Source organism: Micromonospora salmantinae (assembly GCF_022230905.1).
Lineage (GTDB): Bacteria > Actinomycetota > Actinomycetes > Mycobacteriales > Micromonosporaceae > Micromonospora > Micromonospora salmantinae.
The window spans coordinates 22,347-37,077 of sequence record NZ_JAKKFG010000040.1 but is presented as its reverse complement, the minus strand read 5'-3'; the positions used below and the strand labels follow the sequence as shown (position 1 = coordinate 37,077).

Below are 14,731 nucleotides of genomic sequence, written 5' to 3'. Positions count from 1 at the left end.
CTTGACGTGCGCTGACGAGGTCAGGCGCGGGCGCGGGCCCAGGAGAGGAAGCGGTCGGCCAGCCGGGCCGGGTCGACGTCGGTGAGGTGTTCGCCAGCCTCGGTCTGCAGCGTCGCCAGGTAGACGGTCAACGCGAGCCGGTCGTGCCGGTATTCGCCGAGCAGCCGCAGCTTCGCCGCCGAGCAGGGCCAGGCGATGCCGCACGCGGCACAGCGCCAGGTCGGTCGGGTCGGCAGGTGGTTCCGGTAGCGGCGGCGGGGCATGGGCGGATCTCCTTCGCGGTGGACGGGGGCCGCCCCGCCTCCCCGTCGGGGCGACCCCGGACTGACGCCGACCGCCGGGCTCCTGCGCCTCCACCGGCCACGCCGTCTTCTGTGGACCACCCTCGGGAGAGTTACGAGACAGATACACCGCGTAGCTATATGGTTTCCAGATATCTAGGACATCCGATGGAGGAGCCGTGAACGACGCGCTTCGGGTGGCGCTCAGCAACACCGGGCACACCACCGAATCCCTCGCCGAGACCGTCGGCGTCGACCCGAAGACCGTGGGGCGCTGGTTGGCCGAGGACCGCATCCCGCATCCACGCCACCGGTTGGCGGCAGCGGAGGCGCTACACAAGGACGTGTCGGACATCTGGCCGGACACTTCAAGACGTCGTGATCCCATTTGGTTTCGTCCGTGGCAGGAGATCGAGCGCGAGGCGGTGTCGCTTCGGTCGTACGAGTCGACAGTTCTGCCGGGGTTGCTCCAGACCGAGGCGTACGCCCGCGCGGTGCTGGGCGGCGCGGGCCTGATCCCCCGGGGGGAGATCGAGCGACATCTCACGGTCCGACTCGGCCGGCAGGGCATCCTCAAGCGGGACGACCCGCCGCAGTTCACTGCGGTAGTGGACGAGGCGGTCATCCGCCGTCCGGTGGGCGGCCGGTCGACGATGCGCGAGCAACTGCTGGCCGTGGCGGCGGCGTGCGTCGAGCCGCACATCAGGGTGCACGTCGTGCCCAGCACGGTCGGCGCCTATGCCGGCCTCAACGGACCTTTCGTGATCGCGCACAGCCACGACCACCGGGTCGCCGGCTACCTCGACAACCAACTTCAGGGACAAGTCGCTAGCGACCCCGAGGACATCGCGGCCATGATGGCGGCATGGGAGAACGTGCGCGGCGAGGCGTTGTCCCACTGGCAGTCTGTCGAACTCATCCAGGAAGTGGCGGAGTCATGGAGCTGAACGGCGCCCGGTGGCGCAAGAGCAGCCGCAGCAGCGGCAACGGCGGCAACTGCGTCGAGGTCGCCGACAACCTGCCCGGCGTCATCGGCGTACGGGATTCAAAGGACCCGACCGGCCCGGCGCTCGCCTTCGCGCCCACGGCCTGGCGCGCGTTCGTCACCCAGCTCACCCGACGCGCCTGACCGGCGCCCGGTCACACAGGCAGGTCAGGAGCCGTCGCGGAGATCCCCCAGACGCTCTGCCCGGAAGGTGATCTCGTCGAAGGTCACGCCGCACCCCTCACCGGTCGGGGACTGGCCCGCGAAGCCGATCCGGTCGCGAGACGTGTCGGGGTCGAGGAGGAACACGCGGATCAGCTGCCAGGTCTCACCGTCGACCGAGGCGTGGTACGCGTAGACCCCGTCGACCCGGGAGACCCGCAGCCACACCGACCGGTCGGGTACGACGAAGGCGTTCGCGTCGTCGGCGACGCCCCGGCAGATGACCGACACGATCATGGGGTCGCCTGCTGGGGAGAACTCGAAGCAGAGCTTGGCCCAGCGCCGCTCGTCGAGCCACAGCAGCAGCACCCCGGCGTCGAAGGTGGCGGCGAAGCCCACTGTGACCCGGGCGCTGAACTGGAAGTCCCCCGTCGGCAGGTCCCCGAGCAGTGTCGCCGCGTTGAGCGTCGACTCGGCACTGACAGTGGTGGTCTCGGCGGAGCCGGTGCTGGGGTCGATGAAGATGTCAGTGTGCGGCTGCGCCTCGACCGCCACGGTGCCGGCCGCCTCGTCGACCCGCCACAGCTCGGCGGACGAGGGCACGAGCGGGAACGGCACACCGGGAACGCTCAGTTGATTGGCCATGGCCAGGACCGTACAACCGTCGCCCTGCTCGCCGACGCCCACTCGTCGAGCAGGGCCCGGCACGTCCACTCTCCGGCCGGTACCGTGCCAGGCAGCGACGACGGGGAGACCGTCGTACACATGTTCTATCCACAGGCTGTGGACGACCGGAGGTTCCGTGGCTTACCAGCTCAGCGCGGTGGTCGCGGACGTCGAACTGCTCCGCGAGCAGACCGCCGAGCTGGATCACGCGGTCCTCGGCGAGCTGCGCCAGGACTTCGCGCTGCTGCCGGTCACCCCGCAGTTGGTGATCGAGCTGACCGGGTCGTTGCCGGATTTCGCCACTGACGAGCGCAGTGCCGCGGGCCCGTTCGGCCTGGTGTTGTCGACGGCGCTGGTCGAGGTGCTGACCCGCTGGTCACAGTCGGCTCCGGTGGCCTATGTGGAGGCGGAGTTCGGTGGCGGCGTCGGCTACCAGTCGGCAGCGGTGTGGTTGGGCGGAGGGCTGTCCTGGGGCCCGCGCTTCGACGACGAGTTGAGCGCGCCGCGCGAGCAGTGGCCGATCAACTGTGCGCTCAGTCAGCTCGGCGTGGAGCCCGGCACCTGGATCGACAGGTTCGCCGAAGTGGGGTTGCACCTGGAGCGGAGCACCGAGGGTTGGCTGGCGCACGGGCGGCGTCGACTCAGCGCCGACTACTGGGACGAGCTGGTCGAGCAGTGGGAAAACCAGGAATCCAGCGTTCGGCAGCAACCTGAACGCTCCCGTTCCGTTGGGGACTGGGGGATTCCATGAAATTGCGACAATTTGCGTTTATCGCCACGCTGATGACGGCTGCCTCGATCGCGGGCAGCGGCGTACCGCCAACCGGGTCGATTCCTAACGGCCGGCCCGCCGGCAACGTGGAGATCATCGACCTGAACGGCCTACGCAACATCGAGTTCGGTGCCACCGAGGACGAGCTGACCCGACGCGGCATCCTGCGTACCAGCCTGGAAGCCTGCGGGCCGATGCTCGCCGGCCACGACACGGTCAGCCCGGTCTTCGTGGAGGACAAACTCGTGCTGCTCTGGGTCGGCGACCCGATGCGGACACCGGAGGGCATTACGGCAGGCTCGCCCGTCGACGAGGTCTGGGACCGCTACCCGCAGGTCAGCCGGCTGCGGGCTCCACAGGGGACACATCGGCTCGACGGGTTGCTCGCTCGCAGCGGCGACCGCGCGTACCTGTTCCTGCACGACGGGCGCACTGTCCGAAAAACCATCGCCGGGTACGCGGACTGGGCCCGCCGCCTCTTCAACGAGGGTGCGGGCCCGTGCTGAGCCGACAACCTACGGGCTGACCGGACGGGTCGGCCCGACCGGTCCGGGCGAAGTCGCTCCAGGCACGGACCGAGCGGTCGGTCCGGCCGGATCACGGCGACCACGTTCTCGCGGAGCAGGGTGACCACCCACCTCGTACGCGGTCGGCTGGGCGAAGGCGTCACGCGCGTACCCCGTGTCCCTTTCGGCGTAGCGGGCCACGGCCTTGCGTAACAACTCCTCCTACCGCCACGTTCGGATACGTACCGACCGGTACAGAATTCGCTTGTGGCCCGGCCGACCGGACACGACCACCCCGACAGAGGAGATCCATCGTGGGACAGCTCGACGGCAAGACAGCCCTCGTCACCGGGGGCACCACGGGCATCGGCCTGGCCGCCGCCCGCCGCTTCGCCGCCGAAGGCGCGTACGTCTTCGTCACCGGCCGCCGCAAGGGCCCGGTGGACGAGGCCGTCGCCAGCATCGGCGCGAACGTCACAGGCATCGCCAGCGACGTCAGCAAGCTCGACGACCTGGACCGGGTGATGCGGGCGATCGAGGAGCGGGGCGCTGGGCTGGACGTGGTGTTCGCCAACGCCGGCGGTGGGGAGTTCCGTTCGCTCGACTCGATCACGGTCGAGCACGTGGCCAACACCTTCGACACCAACATCTACGGCACCATCTTCACAGTGCAGAAGGCCCTGCCCCTGCTCAACGAGGGCGCGTCGATCGTGCTCACCGGCTCGACTGCCGCCAGCAACGGCACCCCGGCGTTCAGCGTCTACGCGGCGTCCAAGGCGGCCATCCGCTCGTTCGGCCGCACCTGGGCCGCCGAGCTGATCGGCCGGAAGATCCGGGTCAACACCCTGGTGCCCGGCTCGACCGAGACCCCCGGTCTCGCCGGTCTCGCGCCCAGCCCTGCCGAGGCACCCGGGTTGCTGAAGACCATCGCCTCGGGCGTGCCCATGCAGCGCATGGCACACCCGGACGAGATCGCCAACGCGGCGCTCTTCCTCGCCTCCGACCAGAGCAGCTTCATGACCGGCGGCGAGTTGTTCGTCGACGGCGGCGAGCAGCAACTCTGACGCGAAAACGCCCGGTCGATCCTCGCGGATCGACCGGGCGTTTCTGCACTACAGAGCGGTGGCGGAGGGATTTGAACCCTCGGAGGGCGTTAACCCTCACACGCTTTCGAGGCGTGCTCCTTAGGCCGCTCGGACACGCCACCGCCGACGAGGGTACAGGACCGCCGGTTCCGACGCCGAACCGGTATCGCCCGGGCCGGCCTGGCAGGATCTTTGCCATGAGTACGCACATCGGCGCGAAGCCGGGCGAGATCGCCGAGCGGGTCCTGATGCCGGGTGACCCCCTGCGGGCCAAGTGGATCGCGGAGACCTACCTCGAGGGCGCCACCTGCTACTCGACGGTTCGGGGCATGCTGGGCTTCACCGGCCGCTGGAACGGCGTCGAGGTTTCCGTCCAGGGCTCCGGCATGGGCATGCCGTCGGCCTCCATCTACGCCCACGAGTTGATCAACGAGTACGGCGTGAAGACGCTGATCCGGGTCGGCTCCTGTGGCGCCCTCAGCACGGACCTGCAACTGCGGGACGTGGTGGCCGCGATCGGGTCGTCCACCGACTCGAACATGAACCGGATGCGCTTCGACGGGCTGATCGACTACGCCCCGGTGGCCGACTTCGGGCTGCTGCGTACGTCGGTCGAGGTGGCCGAGCGACGCGGCATCACCATGCACGTGGGGCCGATCCTGGCGGCGGACGCCTTCTACACCGACCGCCCGGACCTGTACGACACCCTCGCCGACTACGGCGTGCTGGCGGTGGAGATGGAGTCGGCGGCGCTCTACACGATCGCCGCCCGGTTCAAGGCCCGCGCGCTGACCGTGTTGACCGTCAGCGACCACATCAAGACCGGCGAGAAGACCACCTCGGAGGAGCGCGAGCAGACCTTCAGCCAGATGGTCGAGATCGCCCTCGACACGATCATCGCCTGACCCGTCCGGGCGGCGTCACCGCGACGAGCGTGATGACTGTGAGGCATAAATATGCCGCACAGTCATCACGCTCTTGCGCATCACGCGGCCCAACCGAGCCACGCCGGTCACACGGCGGCCAGCGCCTCCGTCGGCGCGAGGCGGGCGGCGCGCACCGCCGGGTAGAGGCCGGCGAGACCGCCGATGACCACTGTCGCGCCCACCCCGCCGAGCATCGCCCAGGCCGGCACCACTGTCGGCCAGTCCTGCGACAGCGCGTAGCCCGCTGTGACCAGGATGCCCAGCACCACCCCACCGATCCCGCCGAGCGCGGAGAGCAGCAGCGACTCGGTGAGGAACTGGGCCCGTACCTGACCGCGGGTGGCGCCCAATGACCGGCGCAGGCCGATCTCGGCCCGGCGTTCCAGCACCGAGATCACCATGGTGTTCGCCACGCCGACCCCACCGACCAGCAGGGCGACCGCGCCCAGGCCCAGCAACAGGCCGGTGAACGCGTCGTCGGTCGCCTCGGCGGCGGCCAGCGCGTCCGAGGGCCGGGACACCTCGACCTCGTTCGGCGCCTCCGGGTTGGTGGTCGCACCGAGCACCGACCGGACCGCCTCGACCTGCGACTCCTGCGCCCGGGTGTAGACGGTGGTCGGGTGACCGTCGAAGCCCAGGTACTCGGCCGCCGCCACCCAGCCGACCAACGCCGACGTGTCCAACTCCGGGGCGAGCGGTGCGGCGGCGAGGGTGCCGACCACTGTGAACGGCCGCCCACCCAGCCACACCTGCACCTGCGGGTCCGCCGAGGTGATCCCGAGCCGCTGCGCGGCGGTGGCGCCGAGCACGACCGCGGGGTAGCGGGCGGTCGCCTCGTTGAGCCAGGTGCCGGTGGCCACCTCGGCTCCCACGGTGCCGAGCAGGTCCAGTCGGGCCGCCCGGGTGGCGATGCCACCGGTCTCCGCCGCCGGGATCCGATCCGAGCGGTACACCTTCGCGTCGGGCACCTGCCCGGTCGCGGACACCTCGGTCACCGGACCGATCCGCCCGATCATCGCGATCGACTCCTCGGGCAGCTGCGCGTCCGCGCCGAACAGGGTGCTGCCCGGCTCTACGGTGAGCAGGTTGGTGCCGAGCGCGTCGAGCGCCCGGTCCAGCTCGGCTCGGGACGACGAGGAGATACCGACCACCGCGATCATCGCGGCGATGCCGATCGCGATGCCCAACGCGGAGAGGAACGCCCGCAGCGGACGGGTCCGCAGCCCCACCCCACCGACCCGCACGACGTCCGCCGGCCGCAGTCGGGCCGGGGTCAGCGTCGCCATCAGCCGACCCCACCCGACGCGAGGGCCGAGTCGTGCCGCACCGCGCCGTCGCGCATCCGCACCTGCCGGGGCAGGCTTCCCGCGATCTCCCGGTCATGCGTGATCACCACGACTGTGGTTCCGGCCCGGTGCAGATCGTGCAGCAACTCCAACACCCCGGCACCGGACTGGGAGTCCAGGTTGCCGGTCGGCTCGTCGGCGAGCAGCACCGCCGGCTCGCCGACCACCGCGCGGGCCACTGCCACCCGCTGCCGTTCCCCGCCGGACAGCTCGTGCGGCCGGTGCCCCAACCGGTGGCCCAGGCCGACCCGGACCAACGCGGCCTCCGCCCGTTCGCGCCGCCGCCGCAGCGGTACGCCGGAGTAGAGCAACCCGTCGGCCACGTTGTCCACGACCGGGACGCCGGGGGCGAGGTGGAACTGCTGGAAGACGAAGCCGATCCGGGTGGCCCGCAGCGCGGACAACTCCCGGTCGGCCAGCTTCGCCGCGTCGTACCCGTCGATGAGCACGCTGCCCGACGACGGCCGGTCCAGGGTGCCGATCAGGTGCAGCATTGTCGACTTACCCGATCCGGACGGACCGACGATCGCTACCAACTCCCCGTGACCGATCCGCAGCGACACGTCGTCCAACGCGACGACGCCGCCGGCGTACCGCTTGCTGACCCGGTCGAGCACGATCACCTCGCCGCTCACGTCGGCACCACCACCGTCGTACCCTCGGTGAGGCCCGTACCGGTGACCTCCACCCGGCCGTCGGCGAACAACCCGGTGGTCACCGCGAGGACCCGGCTCGCGTCGCCCTCGGCGACCTGGACGCCGTAGCCGCCCTCGGCCAGCGCCAACAGCGCCGCCACCGGCACGGTGAGCACGTCGCGGCGCTCCGAGACGGTGAACGTGACGTCCGCGCTGGCCTGGTCGAAGCCGGTGAGGGCCTTCGGGTCGGTCACCGCGACTGTCACCTCGATCTTCGTCTCGGCGTCGGCGGCCTGCCCGTTGGCACCGGCCGCGCCGGCCTGGACGACCGTCTCGACAGTGCTGATCGTGCCCGCCACCGACCGGCCGTCCGGCAACCGCACGGTGACCTTCGCGTCGCGCTTGGCCAACCGCTGGTCGTCCACGTCCAACTCGACGGTGACGACCCGGCTGGTGCCGGTGTACGTCAGCACCGCCTGGCCGGGCTGGGTGAGATCGCCGACGTCGACCTGGTGGCCCTCCACCCGGACCTCCCGGTCGGCGTACACGACCCGCCCCGGCTCGACCCGACCGGTCTCGGTCAGGCCCAGGTCCTCCTGCCAGTCCCGGACGGCGTCCGCGGTGGCGCCGGTGTACTCGTCGTCGACAGTGAAGCCGGTGTAGCCCAGCGCTTCGAGGTTCCGCTCGAACTGCGCGACGTCGGGCCCCTCCACCCCGGGGGCGAGGGTCCGGTACGCGGGCAACCCGCCGTAGAGCAGCACCACCTCCTCGTTGTCGACCAGGTAGAGCGCCTTGCCCCGCCGTACCGTCGACCCGGTGGCCGCCAGCGCGGTGACGGTGCCGTTGAGCTTCGCCGTGGCGGTACGCGTCACGCCGTACCCCAGCTCACCGTCAGCGGTCTCCGAGTCGGCGAGGGTCTGCCGGGTGACAGTGGCGGTGGCGGGTGGCGCGCTGCCGGCCTGGGCGCGGCCCCCGTCGGAGCCGCCGCCGAAGCCCACCGCGGCGACCACGCCCACGGCGGCGACCAGCAGGACGACGCCGCCGGTGACGGCGGCGCGCAGCCGCGAGCGTCGGCTGGCGCCCGTCACCGGCCGGCCCCGAACTGCGGCGCGTGCTGCCGGCACTTCTCCAGCGCGGCCTTCATGGCCGGGTCGCCGATGTTGATCGCGTTGCCCCCCGTCCCGATGCGGACCCGCCCGTCGGCGTCCGGGTCCGGGAAGTCCGGCACCCCGTTCTCCCGCATGCACTTGGCCAGCGTGCGCATCTGCTCGGCCTGCTCGGGGTTGAGCTGCGGTCCCTGCCCGCCGTTGGGCAGCTTGTCCTGGCACTTCTCCATGGCCGCCTGGACCTTCTGCTGATCCACGTCCGCGCCGAACCGGAAGCCGGGACGGCCACCCGGCTCCGGGTCGGGCATGTCCACCCCGTTCTCCCGCATGCACCGGGCGAAGCCGAGTTGCCGCTCCGAGTCACTGACCGGCGTGCCGCTCACCGTGGCCTCGGCCTTCGCGCCCCCGGCGGTCGCGACCCCGCCGCCGTCGTCGCCTCCCGCGCCGCACCCGGACAGCGCCAGGGCGAGCAGGACGGGGATCGCAAGCATCTGTCGTCGCATGGTGTCCGCTTCCGCTCAGGTCCGGCGCGGTTCGCCGAACGTGACACCAGTGCACGGCAGTGGGCGTATCCCCGGCGTTACCGTCGGCGGTTATGCCGGCGTTACCGCACCCCGCGCACCATGGAGGGGTGAGAGTGCTGGTGGTCGAGGACGAGAACGTGCTGGCGGACGCCATCGCCGAGTGGCTGCGTCGGGAGTCGTTCGCTGTCGACGTGGCGTACGACGGGGACGCCGCGTTGGAACGGCTCGGCGTCAACGAGTACGCAGTGGTGGTCCTGGACCGGGACCTGCCGGTGGTGCACGGCGACGACGTGTGCCGGGCGATCGTGGACGCGGGCGGGGAGACCCGGGTGCTGATGTTGACCGCGTCGGCGGCGGTCCGGGAACGGGTGGCGGGGTTGGCGCTCGGTGCCGACGACTACCTGACCAAGCCGTTCGCCCTGGTCGAGCTGTCGGCCCGGGTGCACGCGCTGACCCGCCGGTCCCGCCCGGCGGCGCCGCCGACGCTGCGTCGCGCCGGCATCCAGCTCGACCCGGCCCGACACGAGGTACGCCGGGACGACCGGCACGTGGCGCTGTCCCGCAAGGAGTTCGCGGTGCTGGCCGAGCTGCTGCGCGCCGACGGCGCTGTGGTCTCCGCCGAGGACCTGCTGGAACGCGCCTGGGACGAGCACATCGACCCGTTCACCAACGTGGTCCGGGTGACGGTCATGAAGCTGCGCCGCAAACTCGGCGACCCACCGGTGATCGAGACGGTCCCCGGGGCGGGGTACCAGATCCGATGAAACGCCTCACGATCCGCGCCCGGCTCACCCTCATCTACGGCGGGCTCTTCCTGTTGGCCGGCGTGGTTCTGCTCGCCGTCACGTACGTGCTGGTGGATCAGCGGATGCCGCAGCCGTTCGGGGTGAAGCTGAGCGACCTACCGAAGACCGCCCCCACGACGCCCAGCGGGCAGAACGTCGACAACCTGCGCACCCTGTTGCAGGAGTTGCAGGACGAGGCGAAGCGCAACGCCCTGGAGTCGCTGCTGACCCAGGGCGGTATCGCGTTGATCGTGGTGTCGACGGTGGCGATCGCGTTCGGCTGGTTGCTCGCCGGTCGGGCGTTGCAGCCCCTGCTCCAGATCACCGGCACCGCCCGCCGGATCGCCGGCGCGGACACCGCCGGCCGTGGTCTGCACGAGCGGATCGCGCTCACCGGCCCTCCCGACGAGGTACGCGAACTCGCCGACACCTTCGACGAGATGCTGGAACGGCTGGACCGTTCCTTCGACGGGCAGCGCCGGTTCGTGGCGAACGCCTCGCACGAGCTGCGTACGCCGCTGGCGCTCAACCGCGCCCTGGTGGAGTTGGCTGTCACCCGCCCGGACGCCTCGGCGGAGACCCGGCGACTGGGCGAGTCGCTACTGGCGGTCAACGAACGCCACGAGCGGCTGATCGACGGTCTGCTGACCCTGGCCGACTCGGAGAACGAACTGACCGAGCGTACGCCGGTCGACCTGGCCGAGGTCTGCGCGCACACGACCGACCAGGCCGGGAAGCAGGCGCCCGACGTGCGGGTTCGGCGGGCCCTGGCTCCGGCGCTGACCAGCGGCGACCCGGTGCTGTTGGAGCGGCTCACGTTCAACCTGGTGGAGAACGCGTTGCGCCACAACCTGCCCGCCGACGGTTGGGTGGAGGTGCGCACCGGGCTGGTCGACGGCCGGCCCACCCTCACTGTGACAAACACCGGCCCGGTCATCCCCGGCTACGACGTCGAGACGATGTTCCAGCCCTTCCGCCGGCTGTCGCGGGAGCGGGTCGTCGGCGCGCGGGGCTTCGGGCTGGGGCTGTCCATCGTCCGCGCGGTGGCCCGGGCCCACGGCGGCACCGCCGAGGCGCAGCCCCGCCCGGACGGCGGTCTGATCGTCACTGTCACCCTGCCGCCGGCCTGACCGGCGGCCCGCTTCAGCGGAAGAACGCGCGTAGGACGGTGGCGGTCTCGGCCTCCAGCACCCCGCCGTAGACCTCGGGGCGGTGGTTGAGCCGACGGTCCCGCAGCACGTCCCAGAGCGATCCGGCCGCGCCGGTCTTGGGCTCCCACGCGCCGAACACGACTGTGGAGACCCGGGCCAGCACCAGCGCCCCGGCGCACATGGTGCACGGTTCGAGGGTGACCACCAGGGTGCAGCCGTCCAGCCGCCACCGGCCGGTGCGCTCGGCGCCCCGGCGCAGGGCCAGCACCTCGGCGTGGGCGGTGGGGTCGCCGGTCAGCTCGCGCTCGTTGCGTCCGGTGGCCAACTCGGTGCCGTCCGGCCCGTAGAGGACCGCCCCCACCGGTACGTCGTCGACGTCGGTGCTGACCGTGTCGTCGACGGGTGGACCGGCGACGGCGATCTCCAGGGCGCGGCGCATCCACAGCTCGTGCCGCTGTCGTCGGCCGACCTCGCCCAGGTCGGCCAGGCCCTCGTGGGCGCCGGGCCCGGCACGGCCCACAGCGCCGGGGGTCGGCTGGCCCGGTCGGATCGACTCCAGCGACGGATCGGTGGCGTCGGCCGGCTCAGACCTCACGCAGCTCCTCGACCTCGTCGGCGCAGCCGAGCACCTGGCAGATCTCGGCGGTGACGTCCGCCGGCATCATCCCCTCGTGGGTGCAGAGGGTCAGCAGCTTCTGCGCGGAGATGCCCAGGTTGGCCAGCAGGTCGGCGTCACCGACCGGGTCGGCCTCCGGGTCGACGACGGGCTGTTCGCTCTCCTCGTCACCGGTGCTCACCGGGCGTGGCTCGTCGTCACCGTCGAGCCCGGTGACCGACGTCTTCAGGTCACCGACCAGCAGCGACCCGAGCTGCGACTCCTCGGCGTACGCGGAGTCCGAACCGAACACCCGCAGGTCCTCGCCCTCGTCGAGGCGCAGGATCACCAGATACGCGTCGTCGGCCTCGACGAAGAGCAGCGACACGTCGGCCTCCTGGTCGACGTCACGCAGCCGGTCGGCAACCTCGTCGATGTCGGTGGCGCCACGCAGGCTGACCTCGGCGGCGGTCCAGCCACTGTCGTCGCGCACCACGGCCGCAGCGAAGTACGACACGGTCCCCCCAATAGCCCTCGACACAGCGTCGACTCGTTACGCGTGCACGTTAGCCGGTCGGGTCGGCAGGCGACCCGTCAACGCCCCGAAGGGCGGGTCATTCCTGACAAAGTCGGATCAGCCGACGACTCGACGGCGGGTGGCGATGAGCTGGCGCAGACGCTCGGTGCGCTGCCGCTGCGGTCGGCTGCGCTGGCGGACCGCCCGGGCGCCCGCCAACTCGGCCAGCAACTGCAGTCGACGGCGGTTGCGATCGGGATCCTGCCGGGGAGTGGTCCAGGCCATGGTCCCGAGCGTGCCGAGTCTCGGCGGCCACGTCAAGACGGCGTTCGCTACGCAGCCAACCGGGCACACGGTGCAGTCACCGAGCGCCGTTTCGGGGCCCGTCCGTGCCGGTCACCACAGCGGCCAGTCACCACTGGTTGCCCAGCGGACCGCCACCACGGCGGCGGCGATGCTCCAACCACCCGCCGTAACGATGGCGACCCCGGTGGCCACCCCTCGGTCGCCGTATCGGACCAGCACCAGGGCGGTGACCCAGGCCAGCAGGCCGGCGAACACAGTCCACCACGCGTAGCTGGCCACGTCGGTGCCGAGCAGGCCGAACAGCAGCAGCCAACCGGCCGCCGCACCGCCACCGGCTGCGACACCACCGCCGGTGACCGGGTGCGGCTCGCGGTAGGTGGGCCGCGTCGGTGGGCCGGAGGGGAAGAGACCCGACGGGGTACGCGGCACCGGGCGGACGGCACCGAAATCCGGGCCAGGCTCGGGTCGGGCAATGGTCACCGTCGCTGCCCTCCCTCACGCGTGCCGCTCGTGCCCACCGTACCGGCTCTGCCAGGATGACCGGATGTCCTCGCCGACGATCAGCCGCCGCGCTCGTCCGGCGTACCCGATCCTGCTGCTGCTCGCCCCGGTGCTGGCCGCCGGCTGTGCGACCACCCGGCCGGGGGTGCCCGACGGTGCCGCGCCGACGCCACCTTCGGTCTGGGCGACCGCCGACCAGCCGGCGTCGCAGCCGCCCACGCCGGCGGCGACCGACCCGAGCTCCCCGGCGCCGTCGTCGGCCAGGCCGTCGACGACTGCACCCCGCACCGGGCTCAAGCACGTCTTTCCGGTACGCGCCGACAACGTCGACTACCACCCGACGCACGGGGCGTACCCGGGGACGGATCTCTTCGCCGACTGCGGCGAAGCGTTCGTGGCGGTGACCGACGGGACGGTGCTGGAGGTGAGCCGCGTGGACCGGTACCGCAAGCGTGGGCCACAGGGCCCGAACAACGGTGGCCTGTCGGTCGCCCTGCTCGGCGACGACGGGGTGCGCTACTACGGCTCGCACCTGAGTGTCGTGACCAGCGGAGTCGAGGCCGGGGTGCGGGTCCGCGCCGGGCAGCAGCTCGGCAAGGTGGGCCGCACCGGCAACGCGAACAACGTGTGTCATGTGCACTTCGGCATCTCGCCGGCGTGCGCCGGCAAGGACGGCTGGTGGATCCGGCGCGGGGTGATCTGGCCGGCGCGTTACCTGGACTCGTGGCGGCGCGGCGGCAACCGGGAGCCGGCCGCCGAGGTCACCGCGTGGCAACGCAGGCACGGCTGCCCGAAGGCGCCCTGACATGGCTCGCGCGAGAGATCCCATCGCCGACCTGCGCCGGATCGCGTTCCTGCTGGAACGGGCGAACGAGGCCACCTACCGGGTACGCGCGTTCCGGTCGGCGGCGAAGGCGCTGGCCGGACTGCCTGCGGCCGAGCTGACCGAACGGGCCGGCAACGGCACGCTCACCGAACTGGCCGGTGTCGGTGACGTCACGGCCCGCTGCGTGGCGGAGTCCCTCGCCGGTGAGGAACCGGTCTACCTCCGCCGGCTGGTGGCGACCGAGGGCAGCGACCTGGACGCCGAGGCCACGGCGCTGCGCGCCGCCCTGCGCGGCGACTGTCACACCCACTCGGACTGGTCCGACGGCGGCTCACCGATCGAGGAGATGGCGCTGGCCGCTGTGGAGTTGGGCCACGAGTACCTGGTGCTGACCGACCACTCGCCGCGGCTGACGGTGGCCCGGGGGCTGACCGCGGAGCGGCTGCGCCGGCAGCTCGACCACGTGGCGCAGGTCAACGCGGCGCTGCCCGAGGGTTTCCGGATCCTCACCGGGATCGAGGTGGACATCCTCGCCGACGGCTCCCTGGACCAGGACGACGACCTGCTGGCGCGGCTCGACGTGGTGGTCGGGTCGGTGCACAGCGGCCTGAAGGACGAGCGGTCGAAGATGACCCGGCGCATGCTGAAGGCGGTCGCCAACCCGCACCTGGACATCCTCGGTCATGTCACCGGTCGGATGGTGTCGTCCCGCCCGGCCGGGGTGACCGGTCCGGGCGATCGGGGGCACCGCGCGCGTACCCGGGCGGAGAGCGACTTCGACGCGGACGCCGTCTTCGCCGCCTGCGCCGAGCACGACACGGCCGTCGAGATCAACTCTCGGCCGGAGCGGCAGGACCCGCCGAAACGCCTGATCCGCCGCGCCCTGGAGGCCGGCTGCCGGTTCGCCATCAACACCGACGCGCACGCGCCCGGCCAACTCGACTGGCAACGATTCGGTTGTGAACGCGCCGCCCTCTGCGGCGTCCCCGCCGACCGGGTGATCAACACCTGGTCGGCGGAGCAACTGGTGGCCTGGACGCACGACCGCACCTGACC

20 protein-coding genes and 1 tRNA gene are annotated in these 14,731 nt (G+C 71.6%); 10 read left to right on the top strand and 11 right to left on the bottom strand.

Features of this window, described 5'->3' with window-relative positions; genetic code table 11:
• Positions 1-20 precede the first annotated feature (20 nt).
• Positions 21-263: a flavin reductase gene (locus tag PSH03_RS22995; RefSeq protein ID WP_210780742.1), complete on the bottom strand. Its 243-nt coding sequence runs from the start codon at positions 261-263 to the stop codon at positions 21-23.
• A gap of 197 nt (positions 264-460) precedes the next feature.
• Between PSH03_RS22995 and PSH03_RS22990 the strand changes: the two genes are divergently transcribed.
• Together PSH03_RS22990 and PSH03_RS22985 are read left to right on the top strand one after the other, a co-directional pair.
• Positions 461-1,228: a helix-turn-helix domain-containing protein gene (locus PSH03_RS22990; protein WP_238690383.1), complete on the top strand. Its 768-nt coding sequence runs from the start codon at positions 461-463 to the stop codon at positions 1,226-1,228.
• A complete protein-coding gene (locus tag PSH03_RS22985) occupies positions 1,219-1,410 on the top strand; it encodes a DUF397 domain-containing protein (protein ID WP_112586818.1) in 192 nt (63 codons plus the stop codon). The genes PSH03_RS22990 and PSH03_RS22985 overlap by 10 nt, the downstream gene beginning before the upstream one ends.
• A gap of 24 nt (positions 1,411-1,434) precedes the next feature.
• Here the strand turns inward: PSH03_RS22985 and PSH03_RS22980 are convergent, their stop codons facing one another.
• A complete protein-coding gene (locus PSH03_RS22980; RefSeq protein ID WP_238690382.1) occupies positions 1,435-2,073 on the bottom strand; it encodes a DUF1349 domain-containing protein in 639 nt (212 codons plus the stop codon).
• A 157-nt stretch (positions 2,074-2,230) separates the two neighbouring features.
• On the opposite strand from PSH03_RS22980, the gene PSH03_RS22975 reads away from it, so the two are divergent.
• The 3 genes from PSH03_RS22975 (at position 2,231) to PSH03_RS22965 (ending at position 4,436) form a co-directional block, all read left to right on the top strand.
• Positions 2,231-2,845, top strand: a complete 615-nt coding sequence (locus PSH03_RS22975) for a hypothetical protein (protein ID WP_210780739.1) — start codon at positions 2,231-2,233, stop codon at positions 2,843-2,845.
• Positions 2,846-2,877: 32 nt separating this feature from the next.
• Positions 2,878-3,372 carry a hypothetical protein gene (locus PSH03_RS22970; RefSeq protein ID WP_238690381.1) on the top strand — a complete coding sequence of 165 codons (495 nt, stop codon included), beginning with the start codon at positions 2,878-2,880 and terminating at the stop codon, positions 3,370-3,372.
• Between the two features lie 314 nt (positions 3,373-3,686).
• Positions 3,687-4,436: an SDR family oxidoreductase gene (locus PSH03_RS22965; protein ID WP_210780737.1), complete on the top strand. Its 750-nt coding sequence runs from the start codon at positions 3,687-3,689 to the stop codon at positions 4,434-4,436.
• A gap of 56 nt (positions 4,437-4,492) precedes the next feature.
• On the opposite strand, the gene PSH03_RS22960 is transcribed toward PSH03_RS22965, so the two are convergent.
• Positions 4,493-4,579, bottom strand: a tRNA-Ser gene (locus PSH03_RS22960).
• 75 nt (positions 4,580-4,654) lie between these two features.
• On the opposite strand from PSH03_RS22960, the gene deoD reads away from it, so the two are divergent.
• Positions 4,655-5,362: a purine-nucleoside phosphorylase gene (gene deoD / locus PSH03_RS22955; RefSeq protein ID WP_074315244.1), complete on the top strand. Its 708-nt coding sequence runs from the start codon at positions 4,655-4,657 to the stop codon at positions 5,360-5,362.
• Positions 5,363-5,469: 107 nt separating this feature from the next.
• Here deoD and PSH03_RS22950 read toward each other — a convergent pair whose 3' ends face one another.
• The 4 genes from PSH03_RS22950 to PSH03_RS22935 are packed head-to-tail and all read right to left on the bottom strand — an operon-like array spanning position 5,470 to position 8,961.
• Entirely contained in the window at positions 5,470-6,669 is a 1,200-nt protein-coding gene (locus PSH03_RS22950) for an ABC transporter permease (RefSeq protein WP_238690380.1), read from the bottom strand.
• The gene (locus PSH03_RS22945; RefSeq protein ID WP_238690464.1) at positions 6,669-7,352 is read right to left on the bottom strand and encodes an ABC transporter ATP-binding protein; all 684 of its coding nucleotides are present in this window, start codon (positions 7,350-7,352) and stop codon (positions 6,669-6,671) included. Before PSH03_RS22945 ends, PSH03_RS22950 begins: the two co-directional genes overlap by 1 nt.
• Positions 7,353-7,360: 8 nt before the next feature.
• On the bottom strand, positions 7,361-8,452 hold the full coding sequence (locus tag PSH03_RS22940; RefSeq protein ID WP_210780735.1) for a peptidoglycan-binding protein: 1,092 nt from the start codon (positions 8,450-8,452) through the stop codon (positions 7,361-7,363).
• A complete protein-coding gene (locus tag PSH03_RS22935; protein WP_238690379.1) occupies positions 8,449-8,961 on the bottom strand; it encodes a hypothetical protein in 513 nt (170 codons plus the stop codon). The genes PSH03_RS22940 and PSH03_RS22935 overlap by 4 nt, the downstream gene beginning before the upstream one ends.
• 140 nt (positions 8,962-9,101) lie before the next feature.
• Between PSH03_RS22935 and PSH03_RS22930 the strand changes: the two genes are divergently transcribed.
• Positions 9,102-9,758 carry a response regulator transcription factor gene (locus tag PSH03_RS22930; protein WP_181518658.1) on the top strand — a complete coding sequence of 219 codons (657 nt, stop codon included), beginning with the start codon at positions 9,102-9,104 and terminating at the stop codon, positions 9,756-9,758.
• Positions 9,755-10,909, top strand: a complete 1,155-nt coding sequence (locus tag PSH03_RS22925; RefSeq protein WP_238690378.1) for a sensor histidine kinase — start codon at positions 9,755-9,757, stop codon at positions 10,907-10,909. Before PSH03_RS22930 ends, PSH03_RS22925 begins: the two co-directional genes overlap by 4 nt.
• A 13-nt stretch (positions 10,910-10,922) precedes the next feature.
• Here the strand turns inward: PSH03_RS22925 and PSH03_RS22920 are convergent, their stop codons facing one another.
• The 4 genes from PSH03_RS22920 to PSH03_RS22905 form a co-directional block, all read right to left on the bottom strand.
• The gene (locus PSH03_RS22920) at positions 10,923-11,369 is read right to left on the bottom strand and encodes a nucleoside deaminase (RefSeq protein WP_091403639.1); all 447 of its coding nucleotides are present in this window, start codon (positions 11,367-11,369) and stop codon (positions 10,923-10,925) included.
• A gap of 145 nt (positions 11,370-11,514) precedes the next feature.
• Positions 11,515-12,042 carry a tRNA adenosine deaminase-associated protein gene (locus tag PSH03_RS22915; RefSeq protein WP_210780732.1) on the bottom strand — a complete coding sequence of 176 codons (528 nt, stop codon included), beginning with the start codon at positions 12,040-12,042 and terminating at the stop codon, positions 11,515-11,517.
• A gap of 117 nt (positions 12,043-12,159) precedes the next feature.
• The gene (locus PSH03_RS22910) at positions 12,160-12,327 is read right to left on the bottom strand and encodes a hypothetical protein (protein ID WP_167362451.1); all 168 of its coding nucleotides are present in this window, start codon (positions 12,325-12,327) and stop codon (positions 12,160-12,162) included.
• A gap of 111 nt (positions 12,328-12,438) precedes the next feature.
• Positions 12,439-12,828, bottom strand: coding sequence for a hypothetical protein (locus tag PSH03_RS22905; protein WP_238690377.1), 390 nt, complete (start codon positions 12,826-12,828; stop codon positions 12,439-12,441).
• A 64-nt stretch (positions 12,829-12,892) separates the two neighbouring features.
• Between PSH03_RS22905 and PSH03_RS22900 the strand changes: the two genes are divergently transcribed.
• Positions 12,893-13,654 carry a M23 family metallopeptidase gene (locus tag PSH03_RS22900; protein WP_238690376.1) on the top strand — a complete coding sequence of 254 codons (762 nt, stop codon included), beginning with the start codon at positions 12,893-12,895 and terminating at the stop codon, positions 13,652-13,654.
• A 1-nt stretch (position 13,655) separates the two neighbouring features.
• Positions 13,656-14,729 (top strand): PHP domain-containing protein, encoded by a 1,074-nt coding sequence (locus PSH03_RS22895; protein WP_112639235.1) that lies wholly within the window; start codon positions 13,656-13,658, stop codon positions 14,727-14,729.
• Positions 14,730-14,731: the final 2 nt, after the last annotated feature.